The organism is Pseudomonas sp. PS02303 (genome assembly GCF_029959925.1).
Taxonomy (GTDB): Bacteria; Pseudomonadota; Gammaproteobacteria; order Pseudomonadales; family Pseudomonadaceae; genus Aquipseudomonas; species Aquipseudomonas mandelii.
Map to the genome: position 1 here is coordinate 71364 of NZ_JASCOM010000007.1, position 14294 is coordinate 85657.

18 protein-coding genes are annotated in these 14294 nt (G+C 54.6%); 17 read left to right on the forward strand and 1 reads right to left on the reverse strand.

Going from position 1 to position 14294, the window contains the following annotated elements; translation table 11 throughout:
* The first annotated feature begins 250 nt into the window (after positions 1-250).
* Positions 251-1741, forward strand: a complete 1491-nt coding sequence (locus QMX98_RS03715; RefSeq protein ID WP_011077949.1) for a DEAD/DEAH box helicase — start codon at positions 251-253, stop codon at positions 1739-1741.
* Positions 1742-1844: 103 nt separating this feature from the next.
* On the opposite strand, the gene QMX98_RS03720 is transcribed toward QMX98_RS03715, so the two are convergent.
* Positions 1845-2903 (reverse strand): RNA-guided endonuclease TnpB family protein, encoded by a 1059-nt coding sequence (locus QMX98_RS03720; protein ID WP_023049092.1) that lies wholly within the window; start codon positions 2901-2903, stop codon positions 1845-1847.
* 166 nt (positions 2904-3069) lie between these two features.
* Between QMX98_RS03720 and QMX98_RS03725 the strand changes: the two genes are divergently transcribed.
* The 16 genes from QMX98_RS03725 (at position 3070) to QMX98_RS03800 (ending at position 14147) form a co-directional block, all read left to right on the forward strand.
* Positions 3070-3513 (forward strand): hypothetical protein, encoded by a 444-nt coding sequence (locus tag QMX98_RS03725; RefSeq protein ID WP_023049093.1) that lies wholly within the window; start codon positions 3070-3072, stop codon positions 3511-3513.
* Complete coding sequence (locus QMX98_RS03730; protein ID WP_172690150.1) at positions 3510-4976, forward strand: 3'-5' exonuclease; 1467 nt, start codon at positions 3510-3512, stop codon at positions 4974-4976. Before QMX98_RS03725 ends, QMX98_RS03730 begins: the two co-directional genes overlap by 4 nt.
* Positions 4973-5776, forward strand: a complete 804-nt coding sequence (locus tag QMX98_RS03735) for a hypothetical protein (RefSeq protein ID WP_172690151.1) — start codon at positions 4973-4975, stop codon at positions 5774-5776. Before QMX98_RS03730 ends, QMX98_RS03735 begins: the two co-directional genes overlap by 4 nt.
* Positions 5777-5794: 18 nt before the next feature.
* On the forward strand, positions 5795-6076 hold the full coding sequence (locus QMX98_RS03740) for a hypothetical protein (RefSeq protein ID WP_169870553.1): 282 nt from the start codon (positions 5795-5797) through the stop codon (positions 6074-6076).
* A 65-nt stretch (positions 6077-6141) separates the two neighbouring features.
* Positions 6142-6465, forward strand: coding sequence for a hypothetical protein (locus QMX98_RS03745; RefSeq protein ID WP_232591917.1), 324 nt, complete (start codon positions 6142-6144; stop codon positions 6463-6465).
* 387 nt (positions 6466-6852) lie between these two features.
* Complete coding sequence (locus tag QMX98_RS03750) at positions 6853-7212, forward strand: hypothetical protein (RefSeq protein ID WP_043859958.1); 360 nt, start codon at positions 6853-6855, stop codon at positions 7210-7212.
* A 94-nt stretch (positions 7213-7306) separates the two neighbouring features.
* Complete coding sequence (locus QMX98_RS03755; protein ID WP_282410263.1) at positions 7307-8275, forward strand: AAA family ATPase; 969 nt, start codon at positions 7307-7309, stop codon at positions 8273-8275.
* 77 nt (positions 8276-8352) lie between these two features.
* On the forward strand, positions 8353-9552 hold the full coding sequence (locus QMX98_RS03760) for a DUF3150 domain-containing protein (RefSeq protein ID WP_033962538.1): 1200 nt from the start codon (positions 8353-8355) through the stop codon (positions 9550-9552).
* 80 nt (positions 9553-9632) lie between these two features.
* Positions 9633-11447 carry a nitric oxide reductase activation protein NorD gene (locus QMX98_RS03765; RefSeq protein ID WP_023049101.1) on the forward strand — a complete coding sequence of 605 codons (1815 nt, stop codon included), beginning with the start codon at positions 9633-9635 and terminating at the stop codon, positions 11445-11447.
* A 69-nt stretch (positions 11448-11516) separates the two neighbouring features.
* On the forward strand, positions 11517-11933 hold the full coding sequence (locus tag QMX98_RS03770) for a hypothetical protein (RefSeq protein WP_013100876.1): 417 nt from the start codon (positions 11517-11519) through the stop codon (positions 11931-11933).
* Between the two features lie 73 nt (positions 11934-12006).
* Entirely contained in the window at positions 12007-12393 is a 387-nt protein-coding gene (locus tag QMX98_RS03775; protein ID WP_023049102.1) for a hypothetical protein, read from the forward strand.
* Positions 12394-12441: 48 nt separating this feature from the next.
* Positions 12442-12690, forward strand: a complete 249-nt coding sequence (locus QMX98_RS03780) for a hypothetical protein (RefSeq protein ID WP_060763786.1) — start codon at positions 12442-12444, stop codon at positions 12688-12690.
* Positions 12691-12757: 67 nt separating this feature from the next.
* A complete protein-coding gene (locus QMX98_RS03785; RefSeq protein WP_013100879.1) occupies positions 12758-13003 on the forward strand; it encodes a hypothetical protein in 246 nt (81 codons plus the stop codon).
* Between the two features lie 398 nt (positions 13004-13401).
* The gene (locus tag QMX98_RS03790; RefSeq protein WP_013100880.1) at positions 13402-13536 is read left to right on the forward strand and encodes a hypothetical protein; all 135 of its coding nucleotides are present in this window, start codon (positions 13402-13404) and stop codon (positions 13534-13536) included.
* A 271-nt stretch (positions 13537-13807) separates the two neighbouring features.
* Positions 13808-14014, forward strand: a complete 207-nt coding sequence (locus QMX98_RS03795) for a hypothetical protein (protein WP_011077965.1) — start codon at positions 13808-13810, stop codon at positions 14012-14014.
* Between the two features lies 1 nt (position 14015).
* Positions 14016-14147, forward strand: coding sequence for a hypothetical protein (locus tag QMX98_RS03800; protein ID WP_255311629.1), 132 nt, complete (start codon positions 14016-14018; stop codon positions 14145-14147).
* Positions 14148-14294: the final 147 nt, after the last annotated feature.

Consider the following 14294-nt stretch of genomic DNA (forward strand, 5'->3'; position numbering starts at 1 on the left):
TCTCTTGGCCTGCGTCGACGCCTGTGCGAAAGCTCAGGCAATGTCGAACACAGTCGCACGCTGGCCGGAAAACCCAAGTCAAGGCGCGAGCATCAGGAAGAGCCTGTATCGGCGCGCATTGTCAGGAAAAAATATCTGCCTCAATCAGGCTGCGCTCTGTTGCCGTCTCCACCCCACGGATCAAGCACCTGGCTTGGGTTATTTCGAAGCGATGGTTTCCTACCTGTAGTTCGTACAGCGAGAAACCTCGATGCAGCTTCGACCCTACCAACAACAGCAGGATTTTGAACTCCGCAAAGGCATAAGCCTTGGCGCGATCATTCAGATGCTGATGAGTCCCACGGGCTCCGGTAAGACAGAGGTGGCCAAGCACATCATTGCCGGTGCGCAGGCGAAGAACCGCAGGGCCTGGTTCATCGTCGACAGTGTGAAGCTGCTCGATCAGACGCTTGAGCGGTTCTACAAAGATGGATTGGTCGCCGGTGCAATTCAGTCAGACCATCCCTGCACTGACTATCGAAAGCCCATCCAGGTCGCAACGATCCAGAGCTTGCGTCCGCGCCTCGACTACATGCTCAACCATCACAAACCTCACCTTGTTCTCATTGACGAGGCGCATGTCATCCATGAAGCCCATATCGAGCTGATCACGTGGTGCCGGCGGAACAAGGTGCCTGTGATAGGGCTCAGTGCAACCCCATGGCGGCGGGGCCTTGGGCGCATCTTTGACAGGCTAATCAATTGCATCTCCCTTTCTGAGCTGACAGACCAAGGCTTCCTTGTACCTACACAGTGCTATGCGCCCTCCGTGCCTTCTCTGAAGGGGGTGAGCACGAAGCCGAATGGTGACTGGATCGAGGACGAGCTTGCCACGGTCATGGGTGACGCCAAGCTGCTTGGTGACGTGGTAACGCACTGGAAAGAACTGGGTGAAAACCGTAAAACAATGGTTTTCGCCTGCAACGTCCAGCACTCCAAGAAACTCGCTGCTGAGTTTCAAAAAGCTGGGGTGGCCGCAGCCCATATCGATGGCTATATGCTGCCGCATGAGACCGAGGAGATCTTGCGCCAGTACAAAGCGGGCAAGATAAGGGTCTTGGTCTCAGTGGCTATGCTGATCAAGGGGTTTGATGACCCCTCGACCAGTTGCCTAGTGATAGCGCGGCCTACGAAGTCCCTGATGCTTCACTACCAGATGATTGGCCGCGGGCTGCGACTCTCGCCTGAAACTGGAAAAATCGACTGCATTATCATTGACCACTCCGGGAACCTCTTGCTTAACGGGAAGCCAACGGACGAGGTGCCCGACGCCATGGACAATGGGGAAGGGGAGCGTCTTGACCGCCGCCCACAGGACAAAGGCGATCAGGAGAAAAAAACCAAGCCATGTCCGAAGTGCAGCTTTGTTTTCAGCGGATTGCTCTGTCCGAAGTGTGGCAATGAAATCGTGATACCGGATGGGGTGGCGGTGGCCACCGGCAAACTGGTGAAGCTAGACGATCGACGCAAAGTGCTCGGGCCGACCAGTAAACAGCACACTTTCTGTGAGCTGCTTGGGTACGCTCGTGAGACCGGCAAAAAAGACGGGTGGGCTCAGTACGCATACCAGGCATACATGAAAGAGCTGCCAGATCGCGCATGGATCGGTACCGTGCAACCCAAACCACCGAGTGAAGACATGAAAAGCTGGGTGAAGGGCTATAACGTCCGTCGCGCCAAAAGCAAACGCCGATTCGGGTGAGCCGGCGGCTTGGGATTATCCAGAGCCATGTTTCACTGCTTTCAGCTGGGACTTAACACCCATGCGATTTTTCAACAACCAAGGATTGACATCCTCCCCCGGCTTAAACGCCGGGGATTCCCTCTCCAGGACGCTCATGCCCGAGCGCGAGAATGTTCCTGGCCGCGTTCACGTCGCGGTCGTGAGTGACACCGCACTCACAGATCCATTCTCTTATTCCAAGCCCTGCGATACCTCTCGGCCTGCTGGCGGGCAATGCACCGCAACAGCTACAGGTTTGGGTGGTGTACGCCTCGTTCACTACCCTGAAGACGATGCCTGCGTGCGCGCATTTGTAGGCCAGCATCGTTTTCAGTTGACCCCAGCCGGCATCGAGCACCGACTTGGCCATCTTGGTTTTGACGAGTTTCTGCGAGCTGACATCGCCCACGATGATCGTGTTGCAGCGCTCGACCAGCGAGCGGCTGAATTTGTGTAAGGCATCCTTGCGCCGGTTGGCTATCTTGGCGTGGATTGCCCGCACCCGAGCTTTCTTGCCGGCACGCTGGGCGCTGGCCAGCTTGGGCTCCAGGTCGCGGTAGAAACGCCCATTCTCCAGCCGCTGCCCGTCGCTACAGGTGGCCACGTCCTTCAGGCCCAGGTCGATGCCAACTGCCCCTTGGCCATTCAATAGCTGGGTGTTCAGCTCGACGACCACATTGAAATACCAGCGGCCTCGGGCGTCTTCGCTGAAGCTGCCGGAGCGGAGGCGGTACTGGCCCAGCCCGTAGCTGTCCCAGACCTTGAAGCATCTGCCATTGTGGAACACCTGGCCGTTCTTCCAGCTCGCTGCGCCGGATTTGAACGGAATCCAGCCGAGCGAGCGGCGAACACCGATCGATTTACGCCAGCTCAGCCGGACCTTCTTGAACTGCCGGCGGCGGGTGGTGTACTCCCGCGACACTTCCTGCAATGTCTGCGAGTGCAGGCCCAGTTCCTTGCTTGCGCCCTGGGTATAGCGATCCAAGTCGTAGGCTGACAGAAAGACCCCGCGCTCACGGATCGAGCGATGGCTGAGTTCGTTCAGGTAGTTCCAGACGAAATTCACCTGCCGGGCCATCTGGCGCAGCAGCTGAGTGTGTTTGTCTCGAACGCGAACCTGGAGGGTCTTGGTGTGCTTCATGTCGGCAGCGTGCCATAGCTCTGGAATAACCCAAGGTGAGCCATCACTATTCTCCGGCCGCCCCGATCTAGGGCGGCGTCTGCGTAATTCAGACCAAAAAACCGCCCGAAACCAGACCTTTCCCCGCGACCTGCATGAAACGATCTCCTCACCTAAGGAGACTCACATGCCCAGCGAAAAATATCTTCCGGCGATATGCCGATCACCACTCATTGACTACCTGGCAGGCATCGGCTCGCACGCGGTCATGATTCTGACGTTCAGGCACAGCGGCGAAGAGCTGCGCTCGATGTCCAGTCGTCACGCTGCCGGCTTGATGGCAGTAGCGGTTGGCATGGTCGTCGCCTGTACCCACCTCGCCCCGAGCTCCAGCTCCACGCATAGCTTGGCGCTTTACACACTATTTCCCCTCCTCATAGCAGCAGCAGCCTTACGCACCTTCGGAATGCATGCCGTTGCAGGGTATGCGACGTTCCTGGTGGTGACAGAGCCGGTAGCCCTGGTTGTTCGCCATCTCCCGATTGATGCCGTGTTTTCGTTCTGGTGCTTAGCAGCGCTGTCTGTCTACGGCGGCAAATGTGCAAAAAACAGAATGGAGTCGCCTCAATGAAGTCGACCGCAGAACAGCTCCCCATCATCGAATACCAAGGTGACCATCTGGTGGTGAAGGCCTATGCCGGGTGCGGCAAGACGACAACGCTTGTTGCCTACGCCAACCATCACAGCCACTTGCGCATGCTCTATCTGGCGTACAACCGCGCTATCCGGGATGAAGGCGCGGAGAAGTTTCCGAAAAACGTAGTGTGCAAGACATCCCACCAGTTGGCCTGGCCGCAGTTTGGCCGACACTATCAGCACAAGCTCGGGAATATCCGTCTGACGGATGCTGCCGGGCTCCTCAAAACACGGAACTGGGGAGATGTTCGAGACGCTATCGCTGTGCTCAATGCCTACCTTTCGAGCGCTGACGAAGAAATCAGTGAGGCGCATTATTTTGCTGCGCTCAGCGAGGAAGAGGCAGCGGAGCACGGAGCCGATCACCTCGACCGGACGATAAATTCTGCCCAGAAACTCTGGGACGAGATGATCGATACCGAGAGCAAATTCCCCTGCCAGCATGACGCATACCTGAAGCTCTTCCAGCTCAGTAATCCCCAGCTGCCATATGACGTGATCCTTTTCGATGAGGCGCAGGACAGTAACCCCGTAACTGCCTCCCTGGTCGCTGGTCAGAAGGCGAGGAAGATATTTGTCGGCGACAAATGGCAGCAAATCTACCGTTGGCGAGGGGCTGAGAACGCGCTGGATACGCAGATTGTGCAGGGCGCGGCGTCGATGTTCTTGACCAACTCGTTCCGGTTCGGGCCGATGATTGCCGGCGTAGCCAATGCGATCCTCAAACAGCAAGGGGAAACACGTCCCCTGGTTGGGTTTGGTGCCCGCGACAAAGTGACGACATCGCTGCCCTCTGGATGTAACCACTACACCGTGCTCAACCGCACGGTGATCGGCGTGATCATGACGGCCATTGATGCTGTATCTGACGGCCAAGTTGTCTACTGGAACGGGGGGATTGAGGCATACCAAATCTCCGACCTCGAGGATGTTTACCATCTGAAGGTCGGCCGCAAGGATGAGATCCGCAACAAGCGCCTTTTCGGGCAGTTCAGCGACTTTGGAGGGTTTGCCGAAGCGGCAGAGGAGTCGAAGGATGCCGAGATGAATCGGATGCTCAGGATACTCAAGGAGCACAACGACATTCCGAAGTTGATCGCGGCTCTACGCCGCAACTCAACAGATGATCCTCTTGATGCAGATGTGATTGTGAGCACCTGCCACCGCTCGAAGGGGCTGGAGTGGGATGTGGTTGTCCTGGAAGAAGATTTCCCAGACATCTTCGACGAAGAGAAGATCACCCCTGATCAGCGGGTTGATGAGTTGAATTTGCTCTATGTCGCAGCCACAAGAGCAAAGAAGGTGTTGGTGATCAACAGCATCACCCAGGTCGTGATCCAAAAAAGTCACGCTGAGGCCAAGCGGGAGATGGAAGCAGCAGCGGGGCAGCGCGCATGATTTACCTCTATCTCGCGCTTTTACTGGTGCCGGCCGGCGCGATTTTTGTCTGGGGTAAGCTGGTGTCACAGTTTTCGGTAAAGACGTGGATCGTCTATCGGAACACTGGAATCATCGGCGGGCCTGTACATGAAATGGCGCACGCGATTGCATGCCTGCTCTTCGGCCTGCGAATCAGGAAGCTTGCTCTATTCGCACCGGATGCAATCACTGGGCAGTTGGGCTACGTCGAGTTTTCCTACAGCCCGTTTTCTCTGCGCAACTCGATTGGTCTCCTTGTTCAGGGCATAGCGCCCTTGTTGGCCGGGGGCGCAATCGCCGTTCTCTCCCTTGGCACATCATACGATCAGAGCCTTCCCGACCAGGGATTGGTGCCGTTGGTTGTCTGGATCGGCGCTGTGGCCACCGGTTCTGTTACCGCGATCGTCGACTTGGGTACTGGCTCATTGCAGGGGTTTGCTCTGGCGTTACTCGTCCTGGTTATCTCGATGCACGCCATCCCAAGCACAGCCGATATCGCCCTAGGTCTCAAGGGATTCGCGATCATCGCGGTCGCTTTCGGCGGATTAATTTTCTTGCTCCAGATGATCCCATACCAAGGAGAAGGCGTAGCAATGGCGTTCATCATCAAGGCAGCGGATCTGGGGACGCGCTATCTCGAGATCGGCATGTGGCATGCACTCAACGGCGCGGTGACGGTGGTGACCTTATCTGTAGTAGCGAGCTTAGTGCTGATCCTGCTCCCAGCGTTTTTTTTCCATCTCAAATCCTTCTGGGATGGAGCCCGTGGCCATGTCTGAGAAAGCAGAGGGACGCCCATGATCTCCGTTTATCTTGGTGATTACATCGAGCATATCGCCTGGTTTTTGGTGTTTGCTGTAGGAGGAGGGATAGCCGGCGGGGTAATCGCATCCGTTCTGTTCAATGGGCAGATAGCTCGAAGACTATTCGCCAAGGTCATAACTCTCTGCGCAGTCGGTTATTGGCTGGTGTTCTTCACGGGATACATCCAGCCGCACACGGTTGCCTTTTACTGGGATCGATATGGGGCAAGCGTGATCGATGATCTGCTGCGCACGGTAGGCCGCGCACTTGGTTAGCTGATTTGGGTTTTAGACGAATGACAGCACCATCGGATGAGGTCAACTGCACGAGGATGGACGAAATGAGCATGAGTGAAATGACGAAGGCTGAAGCCGAGCTTTACAAGGGCGTGGATCGGACGAATCCACCGCGGCACGAGAAGCTGATTGCTGGGTGGCTACCCCCTGAGACTCCGCCAGAAGGGTACAAGCACCTGGTTGCGATACTCGGCCCGGTAAAGATTGAAGGCGAGCAGGCCTACATGTGGGTTCTCGATTACCTAGACACGGGAACGGCTGTATTCGCGTCAGAAGAGCATGAATTTGAGGTTCCATGGCCATGGCAGGTGGGCTTTAAGCCTACTGCCAACGATTGGGACGCTATTGGAATCCCTCACCTGATGTGAGCCGGCCCAGAAGCACGATAAGCGAGCCGCCCAAGGCTGACCAAGGGCGGCTTTTCTTTCTCCTCCGGGCCTGTTTGACCGCAAATTTGCGTGATCCCAGAGGGTTGCAGGCATCCCTGTAAATAGGCATCATGGCCCTACCGAAAGGTGCGTAAGCTGCGCGCTATTGCAGCTCAAGAACCCTCACAGTCCCGATCGGGGCTGTTCAAGTAAGCATAAGTCCGTCTGACCTATGCTACCCCCCAGAATCAACCATCCACGCATGAGCGTAGATGTTTGTCCGTGCCTGGCACGGGTCGTTAGCTGCGACTCTAATCAGCTTAAAAACCTACCCATGCGGGGAAACCCGTATGGGATTTCTCCGCTCTGAAAACTGGAGTTGAGAATATGAGCAATACCAACGAAGTCGTTAATCTGACCAAGTTTAAAACTACCCGTGAACTCGAAGCCTTCGGGGTTCGTGATCTTACGAGTTGGAAGGAATTTCAGGAGATTCGTAGTCTCCTTTTCTTCCCGGTGTTGCCGACCAAGGAAAGTGTTGCAAAGCGCGTTGAGCGTCTTGCCGAAATTGCCCTTGCTGAAGCAAAGAAATCTGGCACAACTACCGTTCTGGTCAGTTGCCCGCCATGGATGATGCATTCGCTGTGTGCCGAGCTGGTTTATCACGGGCTCACACCAGTCGTAAGCTTCACCAAAAAAACCAGTGAAGACAGCCTGTCTGTGATTGATCTGGTAGTTGCTGCGTAAAACCCGCACAAAATAAACCGCCCACTGGGGGAGTCTTCCCCTATGGGGATTCTCCTTTTCTTGGGCAACTGCTTTCGAGAACGGAGAATATAAAATGCAATTCAATGCAAAAGTTGAGATGAAAGAGTTCGGCTTCAATACCAACGCGCAAGCGCCAGGTTTTGCAGAAGGACACCAGTGGATGCATCACGTCGCGCCGAAGAAGAAGTATTTCTTCCGCGAGATGCTGGTCAAGCCGTTCATGAGTTGGCTCTACGCTCCGTTTGGGGATAGCTGCATGCTCCTCGGCCCAACTGGATCGGGTAAGTCTTCGCTCGTAGAGCAAGTCACTGCCCATCTTAATTGGCCCTGCATCACCGTTTCGGCACACAGCCGGATGGAAATGCCGGAGCTTACTGGTTACAACCTGCCTGTCACTGATCCGGTGAGTGGCGACCTGAACACGAAGTTTGTGGATGGGCCGCTGACCCAAGCAATGCGCAATGGGTTTGTGTTCGTGCTCGATGAGTACGACACACTTGATCCGGCAGTAACTGTAGGTCTGCACGCTGTCATGGAGGGGAGACCCTTAGTGATTGCGGAAAACAATGGTGAGGTTGTGAAGCCTCATGTCAACTTCCGGTTTGTCGCTTGCGGCAATACGGCGGGACAGGGCGATGCATCGGGAGTACATGCTGGCACCATGCAGCAGAACCTGGCATCGCTGGATCGCTTCCGTGTGTTTGAGGTTCCATACCTCGAGGCTGATAACGAAGTAGCAACTTTGATATCTGCTTTGCCAATGCTTCCGGAAGAGATGGCGAAAAATATGGTGAAGGTTGCGAACTCCATTCGTAATCAACATCAAGGGTTAGGTGGTAATTACCTAAGCGTTACGATGTCCACTCGGACATTGCTTCGTTGGGGGCGTATCTCTTGTGGATACACTCACCAAGGCGCAGCTAATCCGCTTCAGCTTTCGCTGGATGAATCACTGCTCAATCGCTGCGATTTAGTTCAGAAAACAGCAATTCGTAAGATCGCCCAGAGTGTCTTTGGTGGCGATTGGAAGGTTGCTGTGTAAAAAACCCTAAAGGGGGAATCTCCCCCCACGGGTGCGATTCCCCCTTTTTCATGCATGTGAGAAAGGAGAATCGTGAAATGTCCATTCAACAGAATGAAATTAAAATCCTAGACCAACTACTGCTGGTCGATCTTTCCGGTATCCATCTGTGGACTGCTCGGAAAAAGCTTAAACCTGAAATGCTGGAGGGGAAGATTCCTCCTGCTATTTTGGCTTCACTCGGATCGATGCGTGTAATCGACCCGGAGAAGCTGAAACCGTTTGAGAAGATCAAGCGGCAGGCTACAAAGGTGGTGGAAGAGTGTGGTGTGCGGTTCCTGGGTGGCTATGCAGTTTCCCAGGACAAGATCCAAGAGGTTGTTGACCGACTGGAAGCGCTCAAATCGCAATTCTACGACTTGAAAAACAACTTTCTCCCTAACTACGAACGCTGGATCACTGAGTGGATCGACAAGGGCTGGGAGAAGCAAGAATGGCGTGATGCTATCCGCACCTCGGTGACACCGAAGGCGCAGGTAGATGCAGGGATGCATTTTGGGTACGCGGCATGCCGTGTTTCCCCTGATGGCGACAAGCACCTCTCTAACACGCTGGGTACGCAGGTCCGTGGTTTGTCAGATCAGCTGTACGCTGAGACGGCAGATACAGCCGAGCGCTTGCTTGAAACAGGCTTGGCCACTCGTGGCCATGTCACACAAACGACGCTGAACACTGTTCGGAAGATCAACGCCAAGCTTCGCGGCCTGATGTTCCTGTCCAGTGAGGTCAAAGCCCTAACCGAACACATTGAGGAAGTCCTTGCGGCTCTCCCCAAGTCCGGGGTGGTTAATGGCTCTCAGTACAACAGTGTTGTAGCCCTTGTGTCGGCCCTCTCTGATGAGGACTCGATCAAGCGGCTGATCAAAAACCTGAACATAGCTAACGGTCATGAAGATGCATCGATGGCCTTCGTTCCAGCATTGCCTTCAGTTGAAACCGAGGCCCCGGCCAGTGTTGAAACAGAGGCTCCTACAGCAGTTGAGATCGAGGCTACGGCCGAGACTGTCACTGCTGTTGCTGTACCTGATGCTGAAGTACCCGCGGATGCCGTAACGATGGTCGAGGAAGAGCTGAGCGCAAGCGTAGCTAATCCGAGTTGTCACGACAGCATCAACGAAGTACCAGCAAAACCCGAGGTTGTTGAACCAGCTGAATCCGTTCCAGTGGAGCAGTCTGAAGAACCCCTCGTAATCAATCCGTCCGAACCCGATATGCCCTTCGGCACCTTCTGGTTCTGACATCACAAACAAACCCCGCGTGGGAGTAACCCTCCTCGCGGGGTTACTCCTTTTCGCGGTGGCGAGAAAGGAGATAAACGATGAGCAATCAATCCCTGGTCGGCACTCTTCCGATCTATGCACAGCACCTTGCCGAGCTAACTGGCGTCAAAGTGCATGTTGAGGGTATCCAGGCTAAGACAGATGGAAAAAACGTATTTGTCCCCTTCACCGAGGACGATCTGCCGCTGTCCTTCGGGTACATCGCACATGAATGCTCCCATGTCCGCAACACAGACATGGGCTGCTTTCGCGACTCAAGCCCGACACCCTTCCGCAAGAATCTGCTGAACATTCTTGAGGACATCCGCATTGAACGATTGAGCATGGATCAGTACCCAGGTACTGAGTCGGACATCCGCTACCTGAACCGCAAGGTTCTGCTTGAGCCGTTCCGGCCTGAGCAGGTGGATGACTGCCCGGCGCTTCATGTGATTCACAACGGAATTCTCTACGGCGGTTACTGGCTACTCCAGGAACCGCAGCTTGAGGTTCCAGCAAAAGCCTACCTGGCCCGTATGGAGACCCTTCTTGGGGCTGACCTTACGGATCAGATCCTGACCCTGGTGAAGAACACCCTGACGTGCGAGAGCACAACAGATGTTCTCGCTCTGGTGGACGCGATTATCGACCTGCTGCCTTCGCAAGAGGATGAGCAGGAAGATGAGCAACCGCAGCCCGAGCAAGGCTCGGAGGGTGCTCCTCAGGACTCGCAAGAGTCGGGTGGAGGCGATCAGCAGCAGGAGCAGAAGCAAGACGGTGGTGCGGGTGCAGGTGATGAAGGCAAAGAGGAGGGGCAACCCGAATCCAAGCAGGAAACATCTGATGGAGGCCAGTCCGGCTCCGAGCCGCAAGACCAATCCCAACCAAGTAGCGGCAGCAATGCCGGCGACGATGGCCAAGAAACCTCGCAGTCCAGCAATGGCAGCGGCAAACCTTCCCCAGAAGCCAGCAACCTGCGCGAGCAGGCCAAGGATGCAACCGAAGCCGACCTGAAAGGGTTGATCTCGGAAGTTGGCGACAAGGCGGGTGAGTTGCTAGGCCGTAAGGCAGTGCGCGACGGTAATCCGCTCCGACCATTCTCTCTGGATGGGAGGGGGAGGAACCGATCCGATCAAGCGAGCGTCCGCCGTGTGCAATTGGGCATCGAGCAATCGGCCGGTCTGCGACAGTGCCTTAATGGGCTGTTACAGGCGCAGGTTGATTGCCGTGTTCGGCTGAAGCGGCAGGGCAAGCGGATCGACACTGGCCGTATCGCCATGATGAAGGGCGGCGAAACGAGGGTGTTTAGAAGTAAGTCTCGAGCAGAGCGTCAGTCTGCATCGATCCAGATTCTTCTCGACAAGTCGGGGAGTATGAAATCTGCGATGGATCAGGCCGAAGCCGCAGTCTATGCGGTTCTAAGCGCGCTGGAGGGACTTCCGCTGGTGACAACCGGCGCGATGTCGTTTCCCAACAAGGCGAACGATGGCGTTGAGCGCTGCGCACTGATCAAGAGCCCGAAAGAGCGATTGATCAGGGCGGTAAGCGAAGGTGGCTTTGGTGCGATGTCGGAGGGCGGTACGCCTCTTGCGCAAGCACTGTGGCCGGCTGCTGTTGAAGTTCTTCGTGCGAAGGGCGAGAAGAAGATTCTTTTCGTCATAACGGATGGGGAACCGAACGCAGGTACTACTCATGCAGCGAAAGAGTTTATTCAGCGGTGTGAGGTCAGCGGTATCGAAGTGATTGGACTTGGTTTCGGAAGTGCCAATGAGCACATCCTGAAAGCATTGTTCAGCCAATACCGTGCTGTTGGGGAGGTTGCGAATCTCAAGAACTCGCTCTTTGAGCTTGTTCGCGAAGCATTAGCCGCCTGACAAATAACCATTCAACCCACTAGGGGCTTTCCCTAGTGGGAGGCCTCTGTCGGTTTGAGGAGGTCTGAAATGGAAAATACTGCGACTGCGTTGCCCTTGCTGGATCTGTTTGGGGAACAAGTAATTATTCAGCGCCGCTCGTTTGAGCGGAGACCACGGAGAAAGGCAAGCCATGCGCGAGTCTTTCAACTTGGATTTCTCGACATTCTGGAAATGTCAGACGCTGAGTTGGAAGCCCTGCGGACACGAGACGAAATCACCGATGATTACGTTGAGTGGATGCGGGAATACCTGCTGAAAATCACTCTGAGGCAGATCATTCATCCTCAGGTCAGTGAGCAGAATTGGCGCGAAGCAATGGATTGGGTACTTTCGGACGAAGTTCATCCGTTTAGCTTCCGAGTCTGTTGTGAAGCAATGATGTGCGACTTCGAAGATGTTCGCGCTACCACATTGAAAATCGCAGCCAAAGAACTGTTTAAGTAAATAGAAGCCCGATAGGGGGGAAAGCCCCTACGGGCTTTCTCCCTTTCTGCGTTTCGTAGAAATGGAGAATCAGATGAATGCTTATAAGGATGCCCAGGCCGGCGAAGCCAGGACGTTCGTTACTCGTAACGATCAGGTGGTCAAGCTAGTTGAAAGGCTGCTGAAACGCGCTGCCGGCGTTCTCGTCGAGAAGGTTTGCCGCAAGGCTATGACGGAAGGCGAGCTTCAGGTTGTAAAGCAGGCGGTTGAGCGTGGCGAGCTGTACAAGGTTTTCAGCCTTGTTCGTCCAGCTGCTGACCAGATGCGACGTGTGGACAGCACGAACATTTACTGGGACTGGATTGACGCATTCGGGAGCTATTCGGACGCAGTTGGCTCTTGCTGGCCATACATGAGCCAGGAGCGAAGAGCGTACGCTCTGCTGCACGCTGAAGAGCTGGCCAACGCAATCTGCAAATAACCCTACCGGGGAACCCCGGCGGGGTTCTCCATGAAAATGGAGATGAAAATGCACCGGTTTGTTGAAGAAAAGATGGCAAAAGTCGCGCCTGTTCCATGCGACTTCATCCTTGGCGATACCGTGACGGTGACAAATGGATACGGAGTCGAAATCCAGGGAAAGAAAATCCTGGGATTCGTCCGAGAGATCGATCCTGAGTTTCGTCCCGAAGCTTTCATTTTTCTGGACTGGGATTGCTACTGGTTCCCGGTATCACCGGATAAATTGAAGCTCGAAAGCAGATATTCAGGACTCTAAAAAACACAACCCAAGGGGGAGAAATCCCCCGCGGGGCTTCTCCCTGCATGGATGTATGGAGAAGTCGATGAACGCGATCCTCGAAGCTGCTCGTTTGCAAGGCCAGGCCTCGATAAGCCGTAAGGCTTGGGTAACCAAAGGGGGCACAAAGGTTCACCTATGGGAGCTGTCATCAGGGGGCGTCATCCTCCTGAAGCACTCGCGGGGAGAAGGTTTTTTCCAGCCGATAAAGCTGGAGGAGCCAATGGAGATGGTTGTTGACCGTTTCCGGAATAAATGCGGCCACAAGGTGTTCTCACCTAATGGGCTATGAGTGTGAAAGGGTGGCCTTCGGGTCACCCTTTTTTTTGGTTCGCCATCTTGTTAAAGGGCATCGGTTTGGTATCATCGCAGGCATAGAGCGGGCCTCAGGTCGAGCTCTCAAGAACCCCTCCAGCACAGAGCCCTCTGTGCTTAGAACTTAGCGCCATGCATGAGCATGTCCGCCAAGGCCTGAAACGTGTATGCGTTCAGGCAGTGTTCTCATCATGTATGTGATGAGTCACAAAAAGCAGAGCCACGCTTTCAAACCGGCTTAAAAATAGCACTCAAATTATCGACATCCAGGCAACTGGATATTGGTTTTTCTGCGTGCATAAAAAACCCGCAGCGGGGAGATTACTTCCCGCCAGGGTGGTTCTCCGTCTGCATCTTTTGCTAACGGAGAACACCATGAAAACTCTCATCGTCCTTACCGCTCTTGTTGTTGGTGGCATTCAACTTGGCTTCAAGGCGTTCGATGCAGGCGTTGAAACTGCTCAGCAGTCTCACACCGCAGAAATGATCAAGGCACGTCACGCGCTTTGATTCAATAAGGCTCTTGGCAAAAAGCTTTCGGTTTTACTGGAAGTCTTTGCTTCGTAAGAGGTCGTCCCGATGTTTCATGTAAACGCAATTGACGCTGTTCGCAGCGCATCATCGTTGGCAGAAAAATCGAACTTTGCCTATGCGATTTATTCGCAGGCAAATGGCTTTATTGTTGTTCTTCTAACTCAGCCGAACGGCTCGGAGTTGGAAATAATTAAACCCTGACGGGGAATCCCGTTGGGACTCCTCGTCTTTTTGAGGAGTAAAAAAGATGTACAAGAAAATACTATTCGACTGGATTAAGGCTTCACTTATGGGCGTTGGCTGTAGCTTGTTGGCAGCCGCTTTTGTTTCCATCGTTACACCAGGAACGCATCCGCTTGTCGTATCGTTCTGTCTGGTGCTTGGCGTGGTAATGATGATCGCCGATTTGGTGGTATCCTTGATTACAGCGATGAGCAATCCGAAAGGAGAATGAAATGGACTCGATGCAGATGCTTGTTTACGCAATCGTAGGCGTTGTCGGTGCTTTGGCCCTAACCGGCGTGATCGGTTATGTGGTCGCTGACCGTCTCGACAAGAAGCACGGCACGAACATCAAGGCCCACTGAGCCTTCCCTCAGGGGTTGGCCCAGTGAACGGATTCAAGTCTAGCTTCGGCTAGACCGCTGCGTGGTCACCCTCCGTGGGTGATCCACCAGAGCCCTTCCGTGTGAAGGGCTCTGGGGATCACCCACACCTGGAGAGTTGAACATGAC

What these genes read in the sequence shown, in the direction of transcription:
- QMX98_RS03715 (WP_011077949.1), top strand. Translation starts at nt 251, where the DNA reads ATGCAGCTTCGACCCTACCAACAACAGCAGGATTTTGAACTCCGCAAA.
- QMX98_RS03720 (WP_023049092.1), bottom strand. Translation starts at nt 2,903, where the DNA reads ATGAAGCACACCAAGACCCTCCAGGTTCGCGTTCGAGACAAACACACT.
- QMX98_RS03725 (WP_023049093.1), top strand. Translation starts at nt 3,070, where the DNA reads ATGCCCAGCGAAAAATATCTTCCGGCGATATGCCGATCACCACTCATT.
- QMX98_RS03730 (WP_172690150.1), top strand. Translation starts at nt 3,510, where the DNA reads ATGAAGTCGACCGCAGAACAGCTCCCCATCATCGAATACCAAGGTGAC.
- QMX98_RS03735 (WP_172690151.1), top strand. Translation starts at nt 4,973, where the DNA reads ATGATTTACCTCTATCTCGCGCTTTTACTGGTGCCGGCCGGCGCGATT.
- QMX98_RS03740 (WP_169870553.1), top strand. Translation starts at nt 5,795, where the DNA reads ATGATCTCCGTTTATCTTGGTGATTACATCGAGCATATCGCCTGGTTT.
- QMX98_RS03745 (WP_232591917.1), top strand. Translation starts at nt 6,142, where the DNA reads ATGAGCATGAGTGAAATGACGAAGGCTGAAGCCGAGCTTTACAAGGGC.
- QMX98_RS03750 (WP_043859958.1), top strand. Translation starts at nt 6,853, where the DNA reads ATGAGCAATACCAACGAAGTCGTTAATCTGACCAAGTTTAAAACTACC.
- QMX98_RS03755 (WP_282410263.1), top strand. Translation starts at nt 7,307, where the DNA reads ATGCAATTCAATGCAAAAGTTGAGATGAAAGAGTTCGGCTTCAATACC.
- QMX98_RS03760 (WP_033962538.1), top strand. Translation starts at nt 8,353, where the DNA reads ATGTCCATTCAACAGAATGAAATTAAAATCCTAGACCAACTACTGCTG.
- QMX98_RS03765 (WP_023049101.1), top strand. Translation starts at nt 9,633, where the DNA reads ATGAGCAATCAATCCCTGGTCGGCACTCTTCCGATCTATGCACAGCAC.
- QMX98_RS03770 (WP_013100876.1), top strand. Translation starts at nt 11,517, where the DNA reads ATGGAAAATACTGCGACTGCGTTGCCCTTGCTGGATCTGTTTGGGGAA.
- QMX98_RS03775 (WP_023049102.1), top strand. Translation starts at nt 12,007, where the DNA reads ATGAATGCTTATAAGGATGCCCAGGCCGGCGAAGCCAGGACGTTCGTT.
- QMX98_RS03780 (WP_060763786.1), top strand. Translation starts at nt 12,442, where the DNA reads ATGCACCGGTTTGTTGAAGAAAAGATGGCAAAAGTCGCGCCTGTTCCA.
- QMX98_RS03785 (WP_013100879.1), top strand. Translation starts at nt 12,758, where the DNA reads ATGAACGCGATCCTCGAAGCTGCTCGTTTGCAAGGCCAGGCCTCGATA.
- QMX98_RS03790 (WP_013100880.1), top strand. Translation starts at nt 13,402, where the DNA reads ATGAAAACTCTCATCGTCCTTACCGCTCTTGTTGTTGGTGGCATTCAA.
- QMX98_RS03795 (WP_011077965.1), top strand. Translation starts at nt 13,808, where the DNA reads ATGTACAAGAAAATACTATTCGACTGGATTAAGGCTTCACTTATGGGC.
- QMX98_RS03800 (WP_255311629.1), top strand. Translation starts at nt 14,016, where the DNA reads ATGGACTCGATGCAGATGCTTGTTTACGCAATCGTAGGCGTTGTCGGT.